The 20,845-nt window shown below is 56.7% G+C and carries 22 protein-coding genes; 15 read left to right on the top strand and 7 right to left on the bottom strand.

The features are described 5' to 3' along the window. The first annotated feature begins 16 nt into the window (after nucleotides 1-16). From NQZ67_RS06175 to trhA, 3 genes are all read left to right on the top strand, one after another. Nucleotides 17-220 carry a hypothetical protein gene (locus tag NQZ67_RS06175; protein ID WP_257443775.1) on the top strand — a complete coding sequence of 68 codons (204 nt, stop codon included), beginning with the start codon at nucleotides 17-19 and terminating at the stop codon, nucleotides 218-220. A gap of 260 nt (nucleotides 221-480) precedes the next feature. Continuing rightward, nucleotides 481-1,173: a lipase family protein gene (locus NQZ67_RS06170; RefSeq protein WP_257443774.1), complete on the top strand. Its 693-nt coding sequence runs from the start codon at nucleotides 481-483 to the stop codon at nucleotides 1,171-1,173. A gap of 57 nt (nucleotides 1,174-1,230) precedes the next feature. Then, nucleotides 1,231-1,875, top strand: a complete 645-nt coding sequence (gene trhA / locus NQZ67_RS06165) for a PAQR family membrane homeostasis protein TrhA (RefSeq protein WP_257443771.1) — start codon at nucleotides 1,231-1,233, stop codon at nucleotides 1,873-1,875. 19 nt (nucleotides 1,876-1,894) lie between these two features. On the opposite strand, the gene NQZ67_RS06160 is transcribed toward trhA, so the two are convergent. Both NQZ67_RS06160 and NQZ67_RS06155 read right to left on the bottom strand, forming a co-directional pair. Then, nucleotides 1,895-2,719, bottom strand: coding sequence for a lipase family protein (locus tag NQZ67_RS06160; protein ID WP_257443770.1), 825 nt, complete (start codon nucleotides 2,717-2,719; stop codon nucleotides 1,895-1,897). Between the two features lie 127 nt (nucleotides 2,720-2,846). Then, nucleotides 2,847-4,040 (bottom strand): magnesium transporter CorA family protein, encoded by a 1,194-nt coding sequence (locus NQZ67_RS06155; protein WP_257443767.1) that lies wholly within the window; start codon nucleotides 4,038-4,040, stop codon nucleotides 2,847-2,849. A 197-nt stretch (nucleotides 4,041-4,237) separates the two neighbouring features. Here NQZ67_RS06155 and NQZ67_RS06150 point away from each other — a divergent pair, with 197 nt between their 5' ends. Together NQZ67_RS06150 and NQZ67_RS06145 are read left to right on the top strand one after the other, a co-directional pair. Then, entirely contained in the window at nucleotides 4,238-4,801 is a 564-nt protein-coding gene (locus NQZ67_RS06150) for a general stress protein (protein ID WP_257443764.1), read from the top strand. 17 nt (nucleotides 4,802-4,818) lie between these two features. Continuing rightward, the gene (locus tag NQZ67_RS06145; protein WP_257443763.1) at nucleotides 4,819-5,667 is read left to right on the top strand and encodes an MBL fold metallo-hydrolase; all 849 of its coding nucleotides are present in this window, start codon (nucleotides 4,819-4,821) and stop codon (nucleotides 5,665-5,667) included. 13 nt (nucleotides 5,668-5,680) lie between these two features. Here the strand turns inward: NQZ67_RS06145 and NQZ67_RS06140 are convergent, their stop codons facing one another. Together NQZ67_RS06140 and NQZ67_RS06135 are read right to left on the bottom strand one after the other, a co-directional pair. Next, nucleotides 5,681-6,103: a DUF2642 domain-containing protein gene (locus NQZ67_RS06140; RefSeq protein WP_257443761.1), complete on the bottom strand. Its 423-nt coding sequence runs from the start codon at nucleotides 6,101-6,103 to the stop codon at nucleotides 5,681-5,683. Nucleotides 6,104-6,119: 16 nt separating this feature from the next. Then, entirely contained in the window at nucleotides 6,120-6,911 is a 792-nt protein-coding gene (locus NQZ67_RS06135; RefSeq protein ID WP_257443759.1) for a DUF2935 domain-containing protein, read from the bottom strand. Nucleotides 6,912-7,082: 171 nt separating this feature from the next. Between NQZ67_RS06135 and NQZ67_RS06130 the strand changes: the two genes are divergently transcribed. Beyond that, a complete protein-coding gene (locus tag NQZ67_RS06130) occupies nucleotides 7,083-8,312 on the top strand; it encodes an MFS transporter (RefSeq protein ID WP_257443757.1) in 1,230 nt (409 codons plus the stop codon). Between the two features lie 47 nt (nucleotides 8,313-8,359). Here NQZ67_RS06130 and NQZ67_RS06125 read toward each other — a convergent pair whose 3' ends face one another. After that, the gene (locus tag NQZ67_RS06125) at nucleotides 8,360-9,586 is read right to left on the bottom strand and encodes an NAD(P)/FAD-dependent oxidoreductase (RefSeq protein ID WP_257443755.1); all 1,227 of its coding nucleotides are present in this window, start codon (nucleotides 9,584-9,586) and stop codon (nucleotides 8,360-8,362) included. A gap of 36 nt (nucleotides 9,587-9,622) precedes the next feature. Further along, the gene (locus NQZ67_RS06120) at nucleotides 9,623-10,504 is read right to left on the bottom strand and encodes an AraC family transcriptional regulator (protein WP_257443753.1); all 882 of its coding nucleotides are present in this window, start codon (nucleotides 10,502-10,504) and stop codon (nucleotides 9,623-9,625) included. 240 nt (nucleotides 10,505-10,744) lie between these two features. On the opposite strand from NQZ67_RS06120, the gene NQZ67_RS06115 reads away from it, so the two are divergent. From NQZ67_RS06115 to NQZ67_RS06100, 4 genes are all read left to right on the top strand, one after another. Further along, nucleotides 10,745-11,917 carry a galactokinase gene (locus NQZ67_RS06115; protein WP_257443751.1) on the top strand — a complete coding sequence of 391 codons (1,173 nt, stop codon included), beginning with the start codon at nucleotides 10,745-10,747 and terminating at the stop codon, nucleotides 11,915-11,917. A 48-nt stretch (nucleotides 11,918-11,965) separates the two neighbouring features. After that, nucleotides 11,966-12,952 (top strand): UDP-glucose 4-epimerase GalE, encoded by a 987-nt coding sequence (gene galE / locus NQZ67_RS06110; protein WP_257443750.1) that lies wholly within the window; start codon nucleotides 11,966-11,968, stop codon nucleotides 12,950-12,952. Between the two features lie 42 nt (nucleotides 12,953-12,994). Continuing rightward, nucleotides 12,995-14,584 (top strand): UDP-glucose--hexose-1-phosphate uridylyltransferase, encoded by a 1,590-nt coding sequence (locus tag NQZ67_RS06105; RefSeq protein ID WP_257443748.1) that lies wholly within the window; start codon nucleotides 12,995-12,997, stop codon nucleotides 14,582-14,584. Nucleotides 14,585-14,725: 141 nt separating this feature from the next. After that, nucleotides 14,726-15,190 (top strand): hypothetical protein, encoded by a 465-nt coding sequence (locus NQZ67_RS06100; RefSeq protein ID WP_257443746.1) that lies wholly within the window; start codon nucleotides 14,726-14,728, stop codon nucleotides 15,188-15,190. A 110-nt stretch (nucleotides 15,191-15,300) separates the two neighbouring features. On the opposite strand, the gene NQZ67_RS06095 is transcribed toward NQZ67_RS06100, so the two are convergent. Continuing rightward, entirely contained in the window at nucleotides 15,301-15,525 is a 225-nt protein-coding gene (locus tag NQZ67_RS06095; RefSeq protein WP_257444069.1) for a DUF1128 domain-containing protein, read from the bottom strand. Between the two features lie 151 nt (nucleotides 15,526-15,676). Between NQZ67_RS06095 and yyaC the strand changes: the two genes are divergently transcribed. From yyaC to NQZ67_RS06070, 5 genes are all read left to right on the top strand, one after another. After that, complete coding sequence (yyaC, locus tag NQZ67_RS06090) at nucleotides 15,677-16,252, top strand: spore protease YyaC (RefSeq protein ID WP_257443745.1); 576 nt, start codon at nucleotides 15,677-15,679, stop codon at nucleotides 16,250-16,252. A 60-nt stretch (nucleotides 16,253-16,312) separates the two neighbouring features. Beyond that, the gene (locus NQZ67_RS06085) at nucleotides 16,313-17,155 is read left to right on the top strand and encodes an alpha/beta fold hydrolase (RefSeq protein ID WP_257443743.1); all 843 of its coding nucleotides are present in this window, start codon (nucleotides 16,313-16,315) and stop codon (nucleotides 17,153-17,155) included. Nucleotides 17,156-17,195: 40 nt separating this feature from the next. After that, nucleotides 17,196-17,864: a DUF6483 family protein gene (locus NQZ67_RS06080; RefSeq protein ID WP_257443741.1), complete on the top strand. Its 669-nt coding sequence runs from the start codon at nucleotides 17,196-17,198 to the stop codon at nucleotides 17,862-17,864. 11 nt (nucleotides 17,865-17,875) lie between these two features. Continuing rightward, on the top strand, nucleotides 17,876-19,081 hold the full coding sequence (locus NQZ67_RS06075) for a class I SAM-dependent methyltransferase (protein WP_257443739.1): 1,206 nt from the start codon (nucleotides 17,876-17,878) through the stop codon (nucleotides 19,079-19,081). A 79-nt stretch (nucleotides 19,082-19,160) separates the two neighbouring features. Continuing rightward, nucleotides 19,161-20,840, top strand: coding sequence for a histidine kinase N-terminal 7TM domain-containing diguanylate cyclase (locus NQZ67_RS06070; RefSeq protein WP_257444068.1), 1,680 nt, complete (start codon nucleotides 19,161-19,163; stop codon nucleotides 20,838-20,840). Nucleotides 20,841-20,845: the final 5 nt, after the last annotated feature.

Here is a 20,845-nt window from a genome sequence, read left to right as displayed (position 1 = left end):
AAGCGAGGTGAACCTTATGTCGTCGAACGAAAAAAACGATGCTGCCGAACAGAAGAAGCCGCTTACCCAAGCGGAACGCGCTAAGCAGCTGCTTGCCCAGAAGAAGCAAGGCGGGAACGGCGGGAAGCCGGGACAACAGCATTTTTCGACCGGGACCCAGGAGCTGAAGAGCCAGAACACAAAGAAGGTTAACAATCAGCGCAAAAAGATGGGTGTCTAACGTTTATAGCTAGCTGAAGAGGATGGAACGCCGGCCGCGGATCGCGGTTCGGCGTTCCTTTTTTCGATAACGTCGTTTGCGGGTAAGATTGTCATATGCGCCCAGAATTGAATAGGATATAGCCAATGCGGCGGCTGGAAACGGGAGGCTTGGTCGCAAATGTCAGGCGCCGCCGGGAATGAATTGGCCCGGTACCCCGCATAATGAGGATAACGCAACGTTTTCGCCGCGCGGCGAGAAAACAATGGGAGGGAATCGCAATGGCAGTAAAACCGTCGACTTTACAAGTTTTTTTGCTGGCCGGAGTGAAAACAACGACATGTTCCTTCAATGCCTGCAAAGACCGGCTGGAGGAACAGCTGAGGTCCGAAGGCATAGATCCGAATATTCATGTGTTGTTCCCTTATGGCGACGCGAGCCGAAATCTGATTAAGCAGGTACTAGAGGTCAAAACCGATCTGTCCAACCGGATGCGGGCGGGAAGAATCGGGGGCCGGCAGGTATGGCAGCAAATCAAGGATACGGTTAAGGGCGAGAGAGCTTTGCTCATCGGCCACAGCGGCGGCGGGGCCGCGGCATACCAAGCCGCGAAAATGCTGGCCGAAGCCGGGATCATGAACGATTTCCGGGTCGTGCAGGTTGGCTCTCCGCGAACGCCGATCGATCCGAGCATGAGAGAGAGGGTCAGCTACTTCCATTCGATCGACAGCTGGGGCAAGCTGAACGACCCGATCAGCCGGATCGGCAGCTGGGGCGGATGGATCCGGACGGGACGTTCCATCCCGAGGTGGAATCGGTTCAAATACGCGCCTGGATATGTCGAAGGCATTCCGACGCTTGGCGGCCATGCGCACTACTTCCGGAATACCGCGCCTTACATCGATACGGATTCGGTGTGCAATCTGGACAAAACGATCGGCCGCGTTCGGGAATGGTTGAAAGGGTGGCTGTAATCCATTAGACTGGAAGTAAGCTTCAGGAATCGGAGCTTGCAAAGGAGTTGATGGAGAATGGCTAACACGCATACGTTCTCGAAAGGCGAAGAAATCGCGAACGCGGTGACGCACGGAATCGGAGCGCTGCTTAGCATAGCGGCGCTTGTTTTGTTAATCGTATTCGCGTCGATCAAAGGAACCGCCATGCATGTCGTAAGCTTTACGATTTACGGCTCGGCCATGCTGCTGCTTTATTTGGCGTCGACGCTTGTCCATAGCTTTCCGGTCGGAAAGGCCAAGCGGGTGTTCGAATCGCTTGACCATTCGTTTATCTACGTATTCATCGCGGGTACGTATACGCCGATCTTATTCCACATCGTGCAGGGGGCGCTTGGCTGGGTGCTGTTCGGCATTGTGTGGGGCGTAGCGGTCGTCGGCGTCATCTTCAAATCGATGTTCGCGTCCAAATATTTGTTCACGTCGACGATACTGTATATCGCGATGGGCTGGATTATTGTGTTCGCATGGAAGCCGCTGACCACGCATTTGGCGCCAGGCGGAATTCAGCTGCTCGTAACGGGAGGCATTCTGTATACGGCAGGGACCATATTCTATATGTGGCGGAGCTTCCCTTATCATCATGCCGTGTGGCATCTGTTCGTGCTCGGCGGCTCGATCGTACACTTCTTCGCCATTCTGCTGTACGTTCTGCCAGCTTAAGTTCAGTTTTCAGCACCGATCAAAACTGAACATCTACCTCGGGACACCAGCCCGGAGGCTCGGCGCACATCGCGGCCGCGTCTTCGGGCTTTTCTTTGGCCAGATCGGCAAAATAGCTGGACAGAATGTGATTGCCCGATACCGATCCCATGCGGAAGGTACGCTGCACTTCGCCTTTGACGTGCAGATAGAAGTAGGTACCCTTGGTATGCGGCGACTGGTAGACGAGCGGCGGGAGATGAGGCACGATGTCGAATTCGTTCTGGAACCGCCAATGAGTGGGCACGGTATAGTTGTAGGCTTGCACGAACTTGGGGTCTCCGACGCGCGGCGCGCCGAATGTGTATACGACCGGCGACCGGAAAGACGTATTGATCGCGATATCGAGCGCGGCGAGCGTAGCAAGCGCGCCGCCAAGGCTGTGACCGGTAATGAACAGCGGCTTGCCAAGGGGAAGCTGTCGTAGAAGCTCGTGCACTTGATCTCTGGCGGACATGTAGATGTCCGTGAATCCCTTATGCGTCTGTCCCGCATTTCGGACGGGGCGGTAGAGGGTCTGCTGCGCGATGAAGTCCGACACCCAATCGACCGCGGAGCCGGTACCCCGAAAGGCGAGGACGGCGCATGCGTCCGATTCGAGCACGAAGCCGAACCGCTCCGGATTATTGTCGTAAGCGCTGGCCGTAATCTCGCCAACCAGACGATAGGAACGCGGCACCAGGAACAAGCCGTCTTCTTTGTTGTTGTACTGAACGTAGGTTTGTCCGCATATCGCGGCCAAAAATAGAGCGCTTCCCATATCGGGCCCCGTGCCTCGAGCCAATCGGTCATCAACCGTAATCATCGCAATCCCTCCCATACAACATGAATGGAATATTGTATGTGGGCAGGGCTCGCTAGGTACCTGCGGATATTCAAAAGTTGCTCGAGTCGTTCGGACGAAAAAAAAGTTCCCGTGAAACCGCCGCGTTTTACGTGCGATTTCTGCGGGAACGCAGAAGAGGCTGATCCGGCGACGGGCTATCGTCACCTGATGGCTTAGCCGTTCGTTTGCTTCTCTTGCCATGCCGCGCGGAGCGGGTTTCTTGCTCCTGCTTGCCGGCGAACATGGCAGGCGTGCCTCGTTTGTTCAATAAATCCCCGGTCCAGCCTTTCTTCCACAGCCAAATGTAGATGAAGACCGTCAATACGGCCACGCCGGTGACCAAGGCCGAGAAGCCCCACGGCTCCGTCTTGAAGGGGAGCTTGTCGAAATTGGTTCCAAGCAGGGCTCCGAACACGCTGGCTGGCAAGCACAAGACAGTGAAGATCGTCAGCGTCTTCATAATATCGTTGCCGCGGAATCCCGAGATCGCATCGTCCATGGAGATGAGCGTATCGATTTCGACAGCGTAATGCTTGAGCAGCGTTTCGATCCGTTCCAGCTTGTGCGTGATGCGGACGAAAGCTTCTCTCTCCGCCAGTTGTTCGGGAAAGGATTCCTGGGCGGCGACATGCAGCTCCCTGATCGGGATGAACAGATGGCTCCAATGCAGCAAGTCGTACCGGCGCTCGATGATCACGTCTAGCAAGCCCGTCCGATTCTCGCTGCGCATCGAGGACTCCAGCTCGCCGAGCCGCCGCTCGAAGCCGTCGAGACCCGTGTGGAACGTCTCCAGCAGCACGCCTACCATAACGAAGAACGCTTCGGGCGCAAGCTCGCACTCCTCGTATTTGTGCGTATTGGCGCCGTATTGCAGACGCAGCGGGATGCGCATATCCTCATGCATCGTGATGAGCCGTTTGGCCGACAGCCAGAAATGCAGAGGCTGCATGTCGGACTGATCCTCCGACACCTGGATCATCAGCGTGCCGCTGAGCAGGGAGCCGAGATCGGGCGCATCCTCCACCGATATATGATTCGTTCTTCTATGTAGACACTCGTCCACCCAGCCCGCGCATTCGGGGAATCGCTTCTTCAGCTCCAGCGCTTCGTCTTCGGGCGGAGCGGCTTTCTCTTCCGTTAGAGCGCTTAACCTGTTAACGGTCGTGGGCGCTCCCGCGTTTTCCGATCTTGCGGCGGATTTCCTGCTGGGCAGCGGCTTCTGCTCCGTAGGCTGCGATTTTGCCTGCTGCACAACATGCCATTCCCAGCCCCCGGGATATCGAAGCATCCGATGTATCATAGCAAGAGACTCCTTCCGTTTGCTGCCATATCTACTCCACATCATACCCCGAACCCAACCGAACAGACAACCTGCGCGCATCCTTTTAGACGGAATTTGCCAAAACCTCCCCCGAATCGACAAACGGAGTGAGCGTACAGGGAATTGGGCATACCAACGGAAAGCATATTTCCACAAGAAAAGGGGCGAGATGCCTAATGGCCAAAAAAATCGGGATTTTCGACAATGAGCAGAAGGTCATTCAAGCGGTTGCGGAGCTGGAGCAAGCCGGCTTCGTCGCCGGCGAAATGAAAATATTGGCGAAGGATTCGGAGCATTCCCGGCGGATCGAGCGGGAGACGGACACGCATGTCGACGAGATCAGGGAGCTCGAAGAGACGGAATCGCATACGGACGGAGCGGGCACGATCGGACTCGCGGCCTCGTCCGGCTACGGCTTCCCGGTTGCGGCGGGAACCTATGCCGCGTATGGCGCGCCGGGATACAGCGGCATGGGAGCGAACGGCGGGTTTGCTTTTGCCGCGCTATTCGCTTTCCTGGGCGATGACCATGACGAGCCCTTCCGTTCGCTCGGTCTGGATACCAAGGAAACCGAGCTCTGCTCGGAAGCGCTGCGTAACGGGTCGATCGCGCTCATCGTCGAGACGAGCGAAAGCAAGTCGCTGCTGGATAAGGACGGAGGTCCCGACTTGTCCAAGCTCGGCATTGCGGAAGCGGCTTTCCGCCGCTGCGGCGCTTCGCGAATTGTGAATGGAAGCTAGATTAGAGGGGGAAGAACATGCAGGAACAATTGTCTTACGGAGAAGACTACCATTACTTGCCCATCACGTCCGTCGATAGCGGCGAGCTTCACGAGGTTACCGATGATGTAGCGTCACTCACGGTCCAAGTCGTGAATTTATGTTTCGTAGGGCGTCCCGGATCGGAAGATTGGGTGCTCGTCGATGCCGGTATGCCGGGGTCGGCGGACCGCATTATCGAGGAAGCGGAGAGGCGCTACGGCGAAGGAAGCAAACCCAAAGGCATTGTCGTTACCCACGGCCATTTCGACCATGTGGGAGCCATTATCGAGCTCGTGCGGCATTGGGATGTACCGGTTTACGTTCATGAGCTGGAGATGCCCTATATAACCGGCAAACAAAGCTATCCCGAGCAGGACCCTTCCGTCGACAGCGGCTTGGTGGCGAAAATGTCTCCTTTTTTCCCGATCCAGCCGATTCAGCTCGGCCGATACGCGCATCCGCTGCCCGGGGATGGAACGATCCCCGTCATGCCCGGCTGGCAGTGGATTCATACGCCCGGCCATACGGCCGGTCATATCTCGTTATTCCGTGAGGCGGACCGTTTCCTTATCGCGGGAGACGCTTTCGTCACCGTGAAGCAGGAGTCGCTGTACAAAGTCATTACGCAGGAGCAAGAAATTAACGGGCCCCCGAAATATTTGACGACGGATTGGGACCTGGCCGGACAATCCGTGCGCCGCTTGCAAGCGCTGAGGCCCCGATATGCGATTACGGGGCACGGCAAACCGATGCAGGGGCCGCTGCTTGAGGATCAGCTATCCATTCTGGCGAATGAATTCGAGGAGATCGCCGTGCCGCGGCATGGCAAATATGTCCGCCATTAAACGCTAGGGCGGCTTACACATAGGCGATTGGCAGTCCCTCGAAATATACGATTTGCGCGATTCGGACATGAACGGCCCTTCCTTCGGCCACGGTCAGTTGAACATGATCGACCGCCACGCCGGACAATATTCCCGTCAGCATGCCCGCCGTCGTCTGCAAAGAAACCGTACGGTTGGTGTGTCTGCTTAAATGATCGACGAATACCGGATCAAGGGCCGTCATGTACTGCATAGGCTGGGGCACGGCCGGCACGGAATAGATGGGCGTGCAGGTGGCGGGCATGCCGTGTACGAAGGCCGGCTGCACGATCGGATTAAGATGGGTGTCGGCCATGGCTGGCGGCCCGGAATTGGGGCCGGCATTGGGCGCGTCGTATACGGAGAACACGGCATCATCGAGCGGTCGCCTGGCCGCGTTGCGTTCCGATGGGTTCATTAAAGCTCCTCCTTTTTCACGAAGGGATTCTTGGCTTAGCGGGATCACAGTCCGGCTGGGGCACGGAGCCGCTCTGCGACAGCTTCAGCAGGTAGTAGCATTCCTCCCGGAGCATATGGTCCGGCATAAGCGGATCGATCCGGCTAAGCAGCTCGTCGCTTAGCTCCAGCTCCTCCAGCTCTTTCAGGAAGTTCATAAAGACGGACATTTCCATATTCACGTCCGCATGGAACCTGGACAGGACGGGGTAATGATCCTTCAATGTACGGAAGTAACCGGTCAGCTCGACTGCCTTCAAATAAAACTCGTTAAAATGCTGTTCGAATGCCTGGCTCTTGCGGATCAGCCGCTTCTCGACCGCGTCCAGCTCCGCAGCGATGGCGGCCGCGTGACCGGACGCGTCGGACAGCCATAACAAATCATGATGCAAAGAAGGATAAGCCGGCACGCCTTTTCCTCCCATCAACGAGGTTAGGATTCGGATATATTCCTCCAGCTCGTTCACCATATGATTGAGGAATGTAGGCGTAAAAGCGATTGCGACCGTATTCGTCAAACGCCGGTCAAGCAGGTTCAGCTTAAATGCGCGCAGCTGCGCGGCGGCCTCGTACGCTTTGGCCGTTAAGCTCGGCAACGGCAGACTGCGGCTTCGGGCCGCTCCCAGCAGCTCGTCGAACAAAGCGACGAACTGTTCGGCCACCCCGATGTCCCGTTGCTCCTTCGGAGCCAGGGCGCTCCGGATAAACCGGGAATGATCTCCCGCGATCTGCAGCCAGAACCGATGCTCGAACCATGCTTGCTCATCCATGCGGATCCCCCCACTTCACTGACACGATATATTAGGCTATGGGAAATCACGCTTGTTTCATTCATGACCAGTAATTTTTGACTAAGCATAGCTTCCGGCGATGTGAGCAAATTAATGAAGGGGATCATTCGGAATGCCGAGATTCCACTAAAGTTGGAACGGAGAACGTCTGTGAGCGAACATGGAAGCGAAAAGAAAAAGTTGGATTTAGCCGCGTTGGCATCTATTCCTCTTATTATGACGCTGGCCAACTCTATGCTGATCCCGGTTCTTCCCCTCATGAAGAAGAAGCTGAACATTTCTTCCGTTCAATCCAGCTTGATCATTACGGTGTACGCGGGGATATCGATCCTATGCATTCCTATTGCAGGCTACCTCTCGGACCGATTCGGGCGAAAGCTCGTCATTCTGATCGGGATGGCAATAGCCGCGATTGGCGGCACGGTCTCGTGGCTGGCCGCATGGCTGATGCAGGATCATGCTTATTCCGTTATTCTAATCGGCCGGCTGATTCAAGGGATTGGCGCGGCGGGGGCCTTTCCGATTGTGCTGCCTCTCGTCGGCGATATGTTCCGCAGCGAAGAAGAGGTAAGCAGCGGTCTCGGGATGATCGAAACCTCGAATACGTTCGGCAAAGTGCTCAGCCCGATTTTAGGCTCGGCGCTTGCTCTTATCGTATGGTACATGCCTCTTGCCTCCATTCCGGTCATGTCGGCCATTTCGATCGCGGCTGTGTGGTTTCTGGTGAAGACGCCGAATAAAGATGAAGAGAAGGTCGGCTTGAAGCAGTTTATGTCCACGGTCAAAAAGCTGCTTAAGGACAATCGCTGGCTGTATGCCATTTTCATTATCGGCGGAATACTGATGTTCGTCATGTTCGCGTTTCTGTACTATTTATCCTCCGTTCTAGAGGATCATTACCATATCGAAGGTATTCGCAAAGGCTTGATTCTGGCTATTCCGCTCGGCGCCATCTGCTTGTCCTCCTTCGTGGGCGGCAAGCTGGTGGGAGAGAATAAACCGAGAATGAAATGGGTTACCGTTATCGGGGGCGGCATTGCCGCGGCTTCCATGCTCGTCTGCGCCATCGCCGATACGAAGAGCCTTGTCATTCTTATCGTAATCATGTTTGCGGGCGGAGCGGGCATCGGCGCCATGATGCCGAGCTTGGACGCGCTCATTACGGAAGGCGTGGAAAAGAAGCAGCGAGGCACGATTACGGCTTTATATAGCAGCATGAGATTTATCGGGGTGGCGTCAGGTCCGCTCACGGCTTCGGCGCTTGGGGGTAAGGAGACGCTGTTGTTTTATCTGCTCACGGGCACTGCGATATGCGGCGCGTTGATTGCCTTGTTCGCGATTAAGCCGGGACGCGGCAAACCGAAGGAACAAAAAAGCTGACCGAACGAGTCCTGCTTCTATGGCGGGATTCATTCGGTCAGCTTTTTTTAGCGTTGCTCGGCGAAATCTCTCATTCCGATAAAAGGAAGGGGGTGAGGAGTCTTGTCCTTGATCATCCCCAAAATAATTTGAGCTCCCAGCATGCAGCATACGGAGCCGTTGCCGCCATAGCCCAAGTTATAATAGACGCCGGGGCAAGCCGGATCCTCGCCGATGAACGGCAAATGATCCAGCGATTCCCCGAAGGTGGCGTTCCAGGCGAAATCGATTTCCGCGCGGATTCCGGGGAACAGGGAGGAGAACCTGGCGAGCAGCTGCTCCCCTTTATCGGCCAGCTTTCGGCTGCTGTGGACGGGCTGTTCTTGGTCTTCGTCCAAGCCGCCTATAATGATCCGGTTGTCGAGGGTCGTGCGCATGTACAGATAAGGTCTGGCCGTTTCCCATATCAGGAATCGGTTATGCCACGAGCTTAAGTCGGATTGCCCGTCCGTGACGATGACATAGGAACGGTTCAAATCGGCTTTGCGAAGCTTGCCCCGAAGCGCTTCCGGTTCGTAACCGACGGCATACACGACATACTCGGCATCGATCGTGCAGCCGTTCGATGCGTGAAGGCGGTGCCGGGCTCCGGTAAGCGTCTCGTGACGAACGACTTCCGTTTGCTCGAAAATGCGGAGTCCGTTCGCCGTTGCCTCATCCGCCATAGCGAACACGAACTTAAGCGGGTTAATTTCCGCATCCGCATGCGTGACGAGCGCTCCCGGCTTGCGGAAAGGAAAATGCCGTCCTATCTCTTCCGCGGACCAATATTCCACGTCGAACCCGCAATGGAGAAGCGCCTCGTACTCGCGGCGCAGCTTCGGCAGGTCCTGCTCCGATGAAGCGAAGTACAGGCTGCTTCGCCGCTTGAATTCCACGTCGACGGGCAATCGAGAGGCAAGCTGGGCTATTCGGTCGAGCGCCTCTTTGGAGCTGCCGTAGAACCGCTCGGCGGGAGCCTCTCCAATCTGCTCCTTCAGCTCGCATAACATGATGTCGCTGCTGAACTGCAGCAAGCCCGTATTGGAGGAGGTACTGCCGTCCGCAATACTTCGTTGTTCGATGAGCACCGTCTCGAAGCCGGCCTCCGCGAACGCGTGCGCGCACGTCACGCCTGACATTCCGCCTCCCAGTATGGCAATCTGAGCGGAAATGTTATCGGTTAACGGATCGTTGAGCATGGGCTTACGAACCGTTTCCGGCCAATACATTCGTCCGGTATGCAGTTCTTTCACGCGATCACCCCACCTTGGCTAGTATGTCCACCTGGTTCAAAAATCGCCGGGTTCTCCAATCATTTCTTTGCGGTATGCCGTAGGCGAAAGCCCATGCTGCTTGCGGAATTGCTTGGAGAAGTAAAGGGCGTCCTGCAGGCCCACCGAGGCGGCGACTTGCTCGACGGTCAGCTCGGGACGTTCCCGCAGAAGCAGCTTGGCCCGGTCCAGCCGAAGCTTGAGCAGGAACGAGATCGGGGAGAGGCCGGTCTTCTGCTTGAAGGCCCGGGACAGATAGGCTCTATTATAGCCAAGCGACTCCGCCATGCTCTCGATGGATACAGGATGCGTATATTGCGACGATAAATAATGGATAATCCGCCGATGAAGCTGCTCGTTGTCGCGTTCGCTCCCGAAAGTCGATCGCCGCTCGCCGGCGGACGCGTCGCAGTAAGCCGCCATGATGAGCTGCAGATAAGCCGCCGCTTGAATGGGGGCGGAGTCGCGGCTTTCCCGCAGAACGGAGTAGATGCGCCGGTAAAGCGCCGCCGTTCGGCGGAAATCCGCGAGCTTCACGATCTGTCCTTCGGAGGAGTCGAACCCGGCCAGCCCCGCAAGCTCCGAGGATTCGCTTCCTTTGAACGCGACCCAGCGGTATTGCCAAGGCTCCTCCTGGTCCGACTCGTACGTAATAAGCTGGCCTGGCTTGATAAGGAACGTGCTGCCGGCTTCCAGCTCGCGGCGCTGGCCTTCCAGCGTGAACGCGCCTCGCCCGGACAGAACCAAATGCATGAGGTGAAATTCGTACACCTTCGGTCCTAGCCGATGGCCAGGCTTCGTCTGGCTTTCGCCGGAGAAGAGGACATGCAGACGCGGACTGGCACTCTGCGGGGTAACCGCGCTCGAGGCGACGCTGTAGGTTTCGGGCGGGTAAGCCATGATGCGGATTGTTCCCCTTTCATAGGCGATTAAGAACGAGGTTTCATCGTTCTTACCCTCATCATAGCATGTTTGAATCTTGGCTATAAATGCATGTTCAAAAGTCCAGTTTTCAGCACCGAAGTCACATAAGTACATATTGTCGGCACTTCCCGCCATTTCGCTGGCAGCCTGAATCCACTATACTAAAGCTAAGAGGCAACGAATTCCATCCTACTTGCAAAGGAATGTGAGCATCATATGGCAGACATTGCGGCACTGAAAGAACAATTTACCCGGCACTATGGAGAAGGGAAAGCGGAGATTGCCGTATTCCATGCGCCGGGCCGCGTCAATCTAATCGGTGAGCACACGGATTATAACGGCGGCTACGTGTTCCCGGCGGCGCTGACGTTCGGCACGACGCTCCTGATCCGGAAGCGCGAGGATAGAGGGCTTGGACTCGCGACGACGAACTTCCCCGCGTCCAAGCTGCTCTCCATCGACTCGATCGTGTATGACGAGGCGGATGACTGGATGAATTATCCGAAGGGCATCGTGCACGAGCTGCTCAGCCAAGGCGTCGTCTTCGGCAGCGGCTACGACCTGCTCTACCATGGGGAGATTCCGAACGGCTCCGGCTTGTCCTCCTCGGCTTCGATCGAGGTCGTGACGGCCTACGCTCTGCTGAACATGGAAGGATTGCCGACGGACACGGTTAAGATCGCGCTGCTGTCGCAGAAATCCGAAAATGAATTCAACGGCGTTCAATGCGGCATCATGGACCAATTCGCGGTCGCGAACGGCAAGAAGGACCATGCAATCCTGCTTATGTGCGACACGCTCGAATACGATCTCGTGCCGTTCGAGTCCGGCAGCTACAAGCTGGTCATCGGCAACACGAACAAGCGCAGGGGGCTGGTCGATTCCGAGTACAATCTGCGCCGCAGCCAATGCGAACAAGCCGTGCGGGAGCTACGCGCCGCGCACCCGCATCTCGAGCTGCTGGGCCAGTTGAGCCTGGAGCAGTTCAATGCTTCGAAGCACCTGATCAAGGACGAGATCGTGCGGAAGCGCGCGGAGCACGTCGTAGAAGAAATCGACCGCGTCCTGCAATCGATCAAGGCGCTCAAGGCGAATGATCTCGCGGGCTTCGGCCAGCTGATGAACGCCTCCCACGACTCGCTGCGCGATCTGTACGAGGTAACGGGAGACGAGCTGGACGCGATGGTGAACGCGGCCCGCCAGGTGCCGGGCGTGCTTGGCTCCCGTATGACGGGCGCGGGCTTCGGCGGCTGCACCGTATCGCTGGTCCATGAGGACAGCGTCCAGCAGTTCCAGGAGGAAGTCGGACGCCAGTATACCGAAGCGACGGGACTGCGGGCGGACTTCTACGTATGCAGCATCGGCAACGGCGTGGAACGGTTAAGCTAGCTCACGGCAAGTAAAGACTATTTTCAATTATTAGGAGGAGAAACCATTATGGCGGTATTGGTAACAGGCGGAGCGGGGTATATCGGGTCTCATACGGCGGCGGCGCTGCTCGAGCGCGGCGAGGAAATCGTGGTTATCGACAATTTGCAGCAAGGACATCGGGAAGCGCTGCTCGGCGGCAAGCTTTATGTAGGCGATCTGCGCGACGCGGAATTCATGGACACGGTGTTCAAGGAGAACAAGATTGACGCGGTCATTCATTTCGCGGCGAACTCGCTGGTCGGGGAGAGCATGAAGCTGCCCGGCAAATATTATCACAATAACGTTTACGGCACGCTGTGCCTGCTGGAGAAAATGAACGAGCACGGCGTCGGCAAAATCGTGTTCTCCTCGACGGCCGCCACTTACGGCGAGCCGGAGAACATTCCGATCGACGAATACGACCGCACCTTGCCGACGAACGCATACGGCGAGACGAAGCTGGCCATGGAGAAAATGATGAAGTGGTTCGATGTCGCGCACGGCATCAAATATATTTCGCTCCGCTACTTCAACGCGGCTGGCGCTCACGCGAGCGGCCGCATCGGCGAAGATCACGATCCGGAGACGCATCTGGTGCCGATCGTGCTGGAGACGGCGCTTGGCAAGCGTCCGCATATCTCCATCTTCGGCGATGACTACGATACGGCGGACGGCACATGCATCCGCGACTATATCCATGTCAGCGACCTGGCGGACGCGCACGTTCTTGCGGTAGACCGTCTGCGTACCGGCGCGGACAGCGCGATATATAATCTTGGCAACGGTCAAGGCTTCTCCGTGAAGGAAGTCATCGAGATCGCGCGCGAAGTGACCGGCAAGGAGATCCCGGCCGTCGTCGAGCCGCGCCGCGCAGGCGATCCTGCCGTGCTCGTGGCATCCTCCGAGCGCGCGCGCAAGGAGCTGGGCTGGAACCCAAGCCGCAACAAGCTGGAGGATATTATTAAGAGCGCTTGGGCTTGGCATGTCGCGCACCCGAACGGGTATGAAGATTAACTTGCTGGGGTCAAAGAGAGTTCGCGAGAGGAGCAGCACGAGATGACGACGAATCAACAGGCGGCGCCGACGGCAGAAGAGGCGCTGATATCTATCGAAAGATTGCTGCAGTTCGCGCTTCAGCGCGGGTTGCTGCAGGAGCTGGATTTGCCTTCGGGGCGCAACGCGCTTCTCGATTTGTTCCGGTTCTCGGAGCCAAGCGAGGCAGCCGCGCCGGACGAGAAGCTGGACAGCGCGGTCGAGCTCCTGGAGCCGCTTCTGGATTATGGCTATTCCATCGGTCTCATACCGAACAATACCGTCACTTACCGGGATTTGCTGGACGCCCGCATCATGGGACTGCTGATGCCCCGGCCGTCGGAGACGGCGGCGGATTTCCGCCGGCTGTCCGAGCAGGGAGGCGTTGCTTCCGCGACCGACGCGTTGTACCGGCTCAGCATCGACAGCAACTATATCCGGATGGACCGCATCTCGAAAAACCTGATTTGGCTTCACGGAACGCCATACGGCAAGCTCGAGATGACGATCAACTTGTCGAAGCCGGAGAAGGATCCGAAAGAAATCGCGCTGCTGAAGACGCTGCCGCAAGCCCGTTATCCGAAGTGCCCGCTATGCGCGGACAACGTCGGATACGCGGGCCGGGCCGACCATCCCGCCCGGCAGAACCTGCGGATCATCCCGCTCAGGCTGCGCGGAGAAGACTGGTTCTTCCAGTACTCGCCGTATGTCTATTACAACGAGCACAGCATCGTGTTCAAAGCCGCGCACGAGCCGATGGTCGTATCGCACGACTCCTTTGCGAGGCTGCTCGATTTCGTCGAGCAGTTCCCGCATTACTTTATCGGCTCGAACGCCGATCTGCCGATCGTGGGCGGTTCGATTCTGAGTCACGATCATTTCCAGGCGGGCCGTCACGTCTTCCCGATGGAGACCGCCCCTGTCGAGGCGTTCTTCGTCGACGAGCGCCTGCCCGGCGTCAAGTTCGGCATCGTCGAATGGCCGATGACCGTGCTGCGGGTGAACGGCTCGTCGAAGCAGGACGTGCACGCGGCGGCTTGCCGCATCCTGGATCTATGGCGCGAATACAGCGACGAATCGGCCGAAGTCAGATCTTACACGGTTCGTGAAGACGGCAGCAAGGTGCCTCATAACACGATAACGCCGATCGCGAGGCTGCGGGATAACGGCGAATACGAGCTGGATCTCGTGCTTCGCAACAATCGCACCAGCGAGGAGCATCCGGACGGCATCTTCCACCCTCACGCGCACCGGCATCATATCAAGAAAGAGAACATCGGCCTGATCGAAGTGATGGGTCTCGCCGTGCTTCCAGGTCGGCTTAAGGCTGAGCTGGAGCAGCTCGCCGGGTATTTGACGGGTGAAGCGGCGGATGGCGTCGAAGCGCTTCGGGATGCCTCTCATCCTCTTCATAAGCATGCGGAGTGGGCGGAACGCCTGGTTGCCCGGCACGGCGCCTCCCTAAGCGCGGAGCAAGCGGGGGAGCTGCTGCGATCCGAGACAGGGGATATATTCCTGGACGTGCTGAAGGACGCCGGCGTGTTCAAACGGACGGAGCAGGGAGCGCAAGCTTTCCGCGCCTTCTTGGCATCCGCGGGCTTGAAGGAAAAGTAACGAATATAGAACCTTCCCGGGTGTTCGGGGAGGTTCTTTATTGTATTGGCGATAAAATTATGGTATTTTTTATTTAATAAATATTGTTTTTTGAATTATTATTATTAGCTATAGTTGAATTTCACAATTGGAGGGGTTGAAATGCCGGAGAAAATGCTGCCGCTTGATGAATTTCTGCAGCTGAGCACGGAGGAGCAAGTCGAGAAGCTGAAGCGTTGGAAGATGGATTATACGCTCAAAGATATCCGGGAGGCTTGGAATTTCAAGCATTCCGCCCAATATTATATGCTGCTGAAGAAGCTCCGCATTTACGAGCGCGTGGTGAACAAGTCGGATAAGTTCTACCCTGCCCAGGAGCAGATTCCCCAGCGTCCGGGTGTGCCCGAGGAACGCGGCTGGCGCGGCGGAAGCTCCTACGGCTCCAAGCCGCCGTCCGATTCCTTCGGCTATCAATTGAACACGACGCTGAGCGGGCCCGAGCTCGCGGATAAGCTGGAGAGGCTGGCGCATTTCCTGAAGGGCGAGCGCAAGGACATTTCCATTAAGCTCACCATCGAAGCGCTCGATCCCATCGATGCGGAGCTGGATTCCGATTCGGAGGAGTAGAGTCCATTCGGCCTAATAGACAACAAGAACCGAAATCGCGTGATCGATTTCGGTTCTTTTTTGTCGAATTATTCATATAAAATGGTTTTATTTTGTAATTTTCAAGTGAATTATTTTTTTCTGAGCTTGCCTAGCTCGGATACGAGCGCTTCCACTTCGCTGATGCTGAATTTGTCCTTGGAATCGACCACCTCGTACAAGTCCCTGATATCCTCATATTGCTCCACGCTGAAATGGGAAGCTTGCATGGCGGCGCCGGAAGCCATGCGCAGCTTGGTTTTGATCGCTTCGATCATGAATTCCACGTTCTCTTGACTCTGCTGCTCCAGATTCATCATTACCATTGCTCCTTTCTTGCGAATACCGTATTCCTGCCATTGTACCACGGGGCGCGCGGCGCTTGCCACAAATTGAAGCGGCAGGAGAATTTCGGTACAATAACGGGTATGAAGAACATTAGCTAAAGTCCGGAGAAGGTGAAGGCAGATGGGACAGCGGGCAAGAAAAAACCGGGCGCGCCCAGACGTGACCGAAGGTCTCCCTAGCCCTTGCGGCAGGAGAGAGCTGGCGGACTTTCTGGCGAAGGCATGGCCGGGCGAATCCACCCGGGAGCCTGGCGGAGTACTCTTTATATGCATCGGCAGCGACCGCTCCACGGGAGACGCCTACGGGCCGCTTGTCGGTTCCATGCTCAAGGAACGCGGCTTCCCCCATGTGATCGGAACGCTGGAGAAGCCATGCGACGCGCATGCGGTGGAGGAGGCTGTGCGTGAAGCGGCCGCGCTGCGTGAACGGGTGTCCTTTATCGTGGCCATCGACGCGTGCTTGGGGAAGCCGGAATCCGTCGGCTGCTTTCTCGCGGCGGAGGGACCGCTGCAGCCCGGGGCGGCGATCGGCAGACGGCTGCCCTTCGTCGGCGACGTCAGCATTGCGGGCGTCGTCAATATGCACGGGCCGAAGGCGTACGGGATGCTGCAGACGACCTCCCTCCATCTCGTGATGGAGATGGCGAAGCAGACGGCGGATGCGATTTGCGAAGCTTGGTTTGGCAAGGGGCCATAACGGGTACCTTGATACATAGGATGAGAGTGTTCATAAGGATTGAAATGGAGGGAATGGATAATGGCAAATCAAGAGCAAGACTTGAAGGTATCGATCGCTCAGGAGGAAGTCACGCTGAACAACGGCACGAGGCTGGCTTACTTCGATTCGAAGGAATCTCACGGTTTGGATACGGCGCTTGTCCTGCTGCACGGCTACTGCGGAAGCTCGGCCTACTGGGAGAAAATCGTAGACGAGCTGGCGGCGTCGATCCGCATCATCGCGCCGGACGCCAGAGGACACGGCGACAGCTCCTCGCCGGATGACGAGACGTATTCGATGGAGCTTTACGCCGATGATCTGGCCGGCTTGCTCGAAGCAATCGGGGTCGAGAGAGCCGTCGTGCTCGGCCATTCGCTCGGCGGATACATCGCGCTCGCGTTCGCGGAGCGTTATGAAGACAGGCTCGCCGCCTTCGGCCTCATTCACTCGACTTCCCTGCCGGACGGCGAGACGGCCAAGTCTAACCGGGACAAGGCGATCGAGACGATCGGAAGCAAAGGCGTCAAAGAATTTGTGGACGGTCTTATTCCGAAGCTGTTCGCGCAGGATCGTCTGGACGACATGCAGCCCGAGCTCGAACGGTGCAAAGCGATCGGATACGCGACTTCTCAGCACGGGGCCATGGCTACGGCCAGAGGGATGAAGATCAGGATCGATCGAAGCTCCGTCATTAAGGAGACGAAGCTGCCCGTCTTATTGGTCGCCGGAGCGCAGGACGGCATTATTCCGGCGTCGAGCACCTTTGCGGCGATAGGCGCGGATACGAGGAAGGTGGAGCTGGAGCAGGCTGGCCATATGAGCATGCAGGAATGCTCCGCTCAGCTGGCGGAGGAGATCGCTTCCTTCGTTCGTTCGGTTTAACGAAGGGCCGCCGCCATACCTTAGGAGAGGAGGGGGACGGTTGTTTCAGAGGGATTATTTCATGAGGATGATCAGCCAGATGACGGAGGCTATCGGCCAGGTCATGGGTCTCCGCAAGCAGATGAAGCAGGAAGAGGCGCTGCTTGTCCTGGAGGAGCTGCTGGATAAGCACTTCCGGCTCAGCGGCAAGCTGATTCGTTCCCTTACCGACGAGGACTTGATGAAGGTAATGACAACGAACGGCATCGTCGATACGGATCATCTGCAAGCCATCGCCATTATTCTGAAGCAAGAGGCGCTGCTGCATGGGGAGCTGGGGAGGGAAACGGAATGCTTCGGCTTGTACAATCGCTCGCTGCGCTTGTTTCTTCGCCTGTCGTTGATGAAGGCGGAGCCGACGCTCGTGGAGCCTAATGAGCAGATCGAGGAGCTGCTGGAGCTCGTCCGGGAATACGAGCTCCCGGTGCCGACCAAGCGGCTGCTTATGGAATGGCATGAAGCGGAAGGAAAGTACGATCAAGTCGAGAACGTAATGTTCGAGCTGGTGAAGGAGCGGGCGCTGCCGGCGCAGGATGCCGCCGGGGTGTACGCCCGTTTGCTTGCTAAAAGCGACGAAGAGCTGGAGGCGGGAGGACTGCCCCGCGAAGAAATCAGGCAGGGGCTCGCGGAGCTGAGCCTGGACAAGAAGGAAAGCGTAACGAAGGAGTGACCGAAGGCAGCATGACGGATCAATGGCAGGAAGACATAAGGGAATGGATACGCGGAGGCGGGCTTCTGCAGGCCACGCTTAGTTCGCCGCGCGCGAAGACGGAAGAGACGCCAGGGAAGACGGTCGTGCGGCCGGTGAAGCTGAAGGAAGGACTGCGCTATCAGTTCGAATCGCATTTCGCGAACAAAGTTACGCATCTGAACCTGGAAGGGCAGGAGGCGGCCGATCGGCTGATCAGACTGCTCGGCGACCCCTACCGGCAAGCGCTGGTGAAAACGGCGGACGCGGACGTGCAGCTCTTGTTGAACAACAAGGGAAAGGCGACGATGAGGAAGCAGGCTGCCGCCGGCAAGGCGCGCGAAGCCGTCCTCGACCACAATCGCAAGAAGAACAGGATTCTGGAGGAAGGCAAGCCCGCGCCGTTCCTTGTCGAGCTCGGCATTATGACGCCGGAGGGCCGCGTGCACGCCAAGAAGCAGGACAAGTACCGCCAGATCAACCGCTTTCTGGAGATGGTTTCGGATGTGGTGGACGCGCTGCCCCGCGGCCGCGAGCTGAAGATCGTGGATTTCGGCTGCGGCAAATCCTATTTGACGTTTGCTCTTTATCACCTGCTGGCGGTAGAGCAAGGACGGGATATTTCCGTCGTCGGGCTCGACCTCAAGCAGGACGTGATCTCGTTCTGCTCGGAGCTTGCCAAGAAGCTGGGCTACGACAAGCTTCGCTTCCTCGTGGGGGATATCGGGGAGTACGAGGGACAAGAGTCGGCGGATATGGTCGTCACGCTGCACGCCTGCGACACGGCGACGGACGCCGCGCTGGCCAAAGCCGTGGGATGGGGCGCTTCCGTCATCATGTCCGTGCCGTGCTGCCAGCATGAGGCGTTCCGCCAAATCGAGAACGGCACTCTTGCGCCGCTGCTCTCCCAAGGCCTGCTCAAGGAACGTTTCGCTGCTCTCGCCACCGACGCGGTGAGGGGGAATCTGCTCGAGGTTCTCGGGTACAAGGTGCAGATGCTAGAGTTCGTGGATCCGGAGCATACGCCCAAAAACCTGCTTATCCGGGCCGTCGCTTCTCCTCACAAAGAACTATCCGCGGCCAAATGGGAGCAGTACGAAAGCTTTAGGGACTTTCTTCGCCTGTCTCCGGCACTAGAATCGATGATCGCGGAACGCCTCCCGGGACCCTCGCAAAATATATCGGAAACTGCGAAATAGCCAATTGTCGAGCAGAATAACATTTGATACAATGGAAGAAGATGGCTATAAAATGAATGGGTGAACCGAATTGGAATGGATGATTTGGCTCGACTTTAGTATGTTCCTGGTGCTGCTAGGGTTGTTTTTATACGTTTTTTCTTCCAGCACCGTCACGGTTTTACACCGGATTTATATTTTTCTGCATGTCGTATTTATGCTCTGGCCTCTGTTCCAATTTGCCTCGCAGACCGTTTCAGACACTAGCTATAGGCTATTCTACCTATCAGGCTCCTATATAGGACTTTCGCTGCTCGGCATTGGATGGTTCGCGTTTATTCTCTTCCTGACCGGACAGTATTACGTTATTCGCAAGAGTCGGCTGTTTCTCATATCGGTTCCCGCGCTCGTGTCGGTTACGGTCGTCGTCTGGAATCCGGATGGCCGGTTCCTCCGCATAGATTCCGCGCTGGAGCCGCTTAAGCAGCTGCAGCACGGTTCCCTCTATTGGGTCATGATCGGACAGCTTGTGCTTTATCTGACCGTATCCTTGGTCATTTTGCTGTACAAGCTCGGACGCAGAGACGATTCGGCCCGCCAACGGAAGATGGTCAGGACGGCGCTTAACGGCGTTTTTGTTTTGTCGTTTTTTGCGATCATGGATTTTGTCGTCAATGTGGCGTACATCGACTACTTCGCGCGTTATATCCCTCTCATATCGGTCGGGATGACCGTGACGGCGATTTATATCGTGCACGCGATCAGCCGCAACAAAGTATTCGATATTATCCAGATCGTCCAGAGGGATATTATGAATACGATGTCGATGGGCATTATCGTGATGGACGAGAACGGCATGATCATCGAGATCAACAAAGTGATCAAGCCGTTCATCCGGTTCCGGGTCGGGGATATTTTCAATTTGGAAGCGATGGTGTCTCCGTTCAAGAACGAAACGAGAAGGCAGCTTCTGGAGTTTTTCGAAGCGCAGCGGCTTCGCCCCCTCGACCGGATCGAAGTCGAGCTCGCCATGGACATGAATCACATTCAGCATGTCATCGTGCAGTCGGCTCCGATTCTGAATCAGAAGAAGCGAGTCGTCGGACGCGTCATTACGATCCAAGACGTGACCGAGCTTCGCATGCTCGTCGAAGAGACGAATACGCAGAACGAATTGCTCCAAGAACGCAATCGCGAGCTGCTTATTATGCAGGACGAGCTCTATCAGGCGAACAAGAAGCTGGAGCATATGGCGATCACGGATGGCTTGACGGGCTGCTACAACAGACGATACTTGCTTCAGCAGCTGGAAGGCGAAATCGTGAACAATTTCAAATACGGCATTCCGTTTTCGATTTTTTTGTTCGACCTTGATTATTTCAAATCAATCAACGATCGTTACGGCCACATCATCGGCGACGAAGTGCTTTGCAGCACGGTCGAGGCCGTAAGAAGCGCTCTTCGGCTGACGGATGTTCTCGCCCGGTTCGGCGGCGAAGAATTTACGGTTTACCTCCCGCATACCAACCGCGAGCAAGCGGACATTATCGCGGACCGCGTCAAGGAAGCCGTCGAGCAGAATCTGGTTTTGACCGGGGCGAACGGCGTTCCGGTGAACGTGACGATCAGCATGGGCGTCATCTCGATCGAGCAGATCGAGCCGTCCGCGTTAGAACAGCCGAAGGCATTCTTGCGGGAGCTTATGGCGCAGGCGGACGCCGCTCTGTACGAGGCCAAGTACAATGGCCGCAACCGCATCGTGAAGCGAAAGCTGGCATGAAATCC

The sequence above is a fragment of the Paenibacillus soyae genome, assembly GCF_024623455.1.
GTDB lineage: Bacteria > Bacillota > Bacilli > Paenibacillales > Paenibacillaceae > Pristimantibacillus > Pristimantibacillus soyae.
This window is presented reverse-complemented; position numbering and strand designations above follow the sequence as displayed.